The sequence below is a fragment of the Pseudomonas sp. CFII68 genome, from assembly GCF_000416195.1.
Lineage (GTDB): Bacteria > Pseudomonadota > Gammaproteobacteria > Pseudomonadales > Pseudomonadaceae > Aquipseudomonas > Aquipseudomonas kilonensis.
The window spans coordinates 1-3,996 of record NZ_ATLN01000063.1; the positions used below are offsets into that span (position 1 = coordinate 1).

The 3,996-nt window shown below is 46.1% G+C and carries 2 protein-coding genes; both read left to right on the forward strand.

Features of this window, described 5'->3' with window-relative positions; translation table 11 throughout:
* Positions 1-469 precede the first annotated feature (469 nt).
* Positions 470-3,481, forward strand: a complete 3,012-nt coding sequence (locus tag CFII68_RS17170; protein WP_018605203.1) for a DEAD/DEAH box helicase — start codon at positions 470-472, stop codon at positions 3,479-3,481.
* Positions 3,482-3,689: 208 nt separating this feature from the next.
* Positions 3,690-3,996, forward strand: a 307-nt coding sequence (locus tag CFII68_RS17165) for a DUF6124 family protein (protein ID WP_018605205.1), incomplete at its 3' end; no start/stop codon positions are given.

Below are 3,996 nucleotides of genomic sequence, written 5' to 3' on the forward strand. Positions count from 1 at the left end.
GTTCGTTGTTGGCGAATCGGGTGTTGGATAATGTGGAGCCGCGGCGGTAGGATTTTTCCGCCAACGAAAAACCCGACGTTTTGCGTCGGGTTTTGGTGCTTCTGTCCGTAGAAGCGGGCGAATAATCCCTAAGTGTCCTCGAGATTTTTTCACGAATATCCTCGTCATCGTCCTTCCTAGCGATAGGCTGCAACGGTCAGAAGCTGACGGCCACCACCAGAACCGATCTACCCACAGCTAACATTGGTAGCAATAAGACGTCCGCAACAGTCGACTCGCGATTCATCCGGTGCTGCAACCAACCCAACATGCCCTTCAGCGATTGGCGCTGAGTGGCATTTCCCGTACCCAAAATCACCCCGTGGATTCGGTTCCTAATACCAGATCATGGCAATCTGCTACCGTTACTGAGCGTGACGCATGCCTCGCAAATTGACAGGAACACTCATTAAACGCATGGAAGACTGTTATGAATATTCTTGAATATTTGGAATCTGCAAAAGGAAAGTTGAGAAGTTGCCAACTGGAGGCAGTCCGCAGCTTCGTCGCGTACGCTGAAGAGAATGAGTCAAATAGGGCACTTCTGATCAATCTTCCAACAGGTGCAGGAAAGACTGGAGTTATTTCGCTTATATCGCATCTATCCAAGGCTTCAAAAATCCTCGTCATATGTCATAGGAAGGCTGTGAAAGATCAGCTATTCCGGGAAATATCAAAAAAATTCTTTCGCATCACAATTAAAGATGCAGACTTTAATCTGAAAAAAACATACCGAGATTATAATTTCGAGCAAGGCGAAGGCATCTACATTACTAGCTTTCAGAAGCTGATAGTACTTGGGGATGAAGAGCTGGAAAACGTTCAGAAAGACTTCGATTTGATCATCGTGGATGAGGGACACTCCGAGCCGTCCCCTGTCTGGCGAGAAATAATACGCCAGTCCTCTGCCATGAAAGTAGTGATTACGGCCACACCATATCGAAATGACTTATTCGAATTGAATGTCAGTACCGAGCATTTTTATGTATTCACATTCAAGGATGCTGTCGCTGATGGTGTTATCACAGAGCCTCTCTATGAACAAATTGTCGACGAACCTAGATTGCTCAAAAGAATAAAAGACTATCTTGACGCCGACGCTAGCTTAAAATGCATTGTTAAATGTAAGAGTCTTGAGGAAATACAAAAATACCATGGGCTTTTGTCCCCGTTATTCATAACGGCAAGCGTGCATGAGCGATTAGAGATCGACGAGGCGCAGAATAAATTCAAGCGAGTAGGTCCTGCACTTAAGATAGAAAGACTCAGAATTATCATACATCAACACAAATTGGATGAAGGAATTGACATCCCCGAAGCCAAACTATTAGTTCTCACTTACGAATTGGGGAGTGGCCGTGAGCTAGTGCAAGCTGTGGGTCGAATCGTTCGGCACTATGGCGAAGCGCAACCACTAGTACTGGACCTCAGCCGCGCAGCAAATGAGGGAATGTGGGAAGGTTATTTAAAATTCGACGATTATCTTGCCAGCGGAGGAGCCTCAGAATTTGTAAGCTCACTAAGCACGACTTACTTAATTGAATCTTTTCTCGAGAGCTTCCCTAAATACAGCTATTTTGATGGAAAATTCAAAGAGCGTGTTGACTTAAATCAGCTGAATCCGGAGGACGATCTTAAAATCCCTAATGCGTCGGTATGTTTTGTACAGAAGGAAGAAGATTTTTCTCTGCCCCTATTAACGGACAGGTTGTACTGGGAACTTCACGGCGCTGGAGCTCTAGTTAAGACTTATGAAGATGTACTCGACCTAAAAGTCATGGTGTATGTGGAATTCAATAGTTCAAAATTTTTCTCAAACAAACTTTTTTTCGAGCCGAAGCTTCACGTAATAATCTTGAAGGAAATGGAGTCTGGTGTGGCGGTGTTTGACAGCGGAGGCGGGCGTTACTACAACCAAGAAAAGTATCGCCTTCGAAATGCCATACATATTGACAAACTTACGGCATTGGCAGCCAAGACAAAGATTCATCAGATCAAAGAAACTCATGCCCGAGCTATTGGACAAGCTGTCCGTCGCCCAGAATCTGTGGCTTTGAAAGGGCAAGATCTTGATGGCAGCCGCAGTAATCAAAGTAACTCTCGATACGCTTTAACGATGGTGAAAGTCGATAATATTGGACTGGACGGAAAGAAAGACAGCAGCTTCTATATTGGCGCTAGGTCTGGGCGGGTCGTAGACCAGAAAGAATCAAATTTCACACTGTATGATATTTCGCAGTGGATTGACGCGATTAGTGAGTGTATCGAGGCGGGCGGAAACGCTGGCCGTCTTATCAAGTCTTATGCTCAACCTATAGCCGACAAACCAGATACAGAAATTCTTTCGGTGCTACTGGATTTTACTGAGCTGGATGGCCCAAAACCAATCGGGCATGGCAAAATTCATGCTGAATTTCTTTATGTAGACTACAGCAATGGGGTAAGTTTTAACGCGCATGGCGAAACAATAGAACTAGCCCTTATATATTTGGATGATGCTTCTTGCTTTGAAGTGGAGCTCTGCGGTGCGTCTGATGGAAGGGATGACCACGAATGGGTTGTTGAGTATTTAAATAATGGTCATCGACTAAAAATACTGTATGAGGATGGCGTTACGTATTTAGGTGGGACGTTCTATAAATTAGCATTGCCTTATGAACGGGGAATTGCCGCTCAAGATAGTTTCTCGGGGAATTCTCTATTCCCCCTTGTTGAGATGCTAGGCCCGAATCTCAAAGAAAAAGGCCACGTTAAAAAACATCAATATCACCGTACCACTAGAGATAGTTTCGATCCTGACTCAATATTTTATCTTATCGACAAGTTAAAAGGATACGGAGACCCAGCGACTCCGCTCGGTGAGCTAGGACCCTTCGCTAAGTATATTCCAGGTTGCGACCTCGTGCTTTGCAGTGATATGGGGGTTGAACCGGCTGATTTCATCTTGTCCTCACCAGATAAACTTTGTTTTGTTCATGTCAAATGCGGGGCTGCTCGGAGGCCAAAATCCTCAGCAGGTGCAATTGCCGAGGTAGGCAGCCAAGCTATTAAAAACATACACATGCTCGTTTCAAGCGATAAAAAATTTAAGCCTGGGAATTTTTCGACGTGGCACCAAGCTTGGCCCGCAAATACTGCAAATTTTCCACTGGGCACACGATATAGATTGGTTGACGGTAGAGTCAACTACCCCGCTCCAGCTGACGACTCTCTCTCCAAACGTGTATGGGAGCTTATTTGCACCCGCAGAATATCAATGCGGTGTAAAAAAGAGATTTGGATCGTGACTGGTAACTCATTTTCCGCCAAGCATTACATTAAAAGTATGGAGAATCCGCTCGCTTGTCAGCCTGCAAGCATTCAGGCGTATCAGCTTATCGAGGATTGGTTAAGCACTGCGGATGAGCTAGATGTGGATCTAAAAATTTTCACTGCTCCATAAGGCAATTTTCAAATGCACCTGCCAAGCATGGGACAACGGATTGAAAAGGGGGACAGATTTATTTCCGGCAAATAAATCTGTCCCCCTTCCACATGGCGCCCTCGGGCGCGCCGGGTTTGGTATGGGTTACCGGTCTACTAACTTGCGCACAGCCGCCACCCTTTCGTTTAGTAGCGAGATGGTGCGGCCTAATATGAGGCCCACACCTATGTTCAAAATAACCCCGAATCCGCCAGAGGCAGATTCCGCTTCTACATCCGCAAAATCCAAAGCCAAGCAGAAAGACGAAACCACCAAACGTGTGCTCGATCACTACTTGCTACCGAAACCGGATAAATCCCAAGACGACCCCAAACCGGGGCAGCTGTACGCCGTTGTGAAAGGCCTCGATAACGAATGCTTGCTCGCCAACCTCAGTGAGACGCTGGCTTCGGCTGATGCCATGGTGAGTGACCTGGCGTTTGATCTGGAGGGATCGAGGCGTCATGTGGCGCAGGGGATTCAGCAGTTGATTG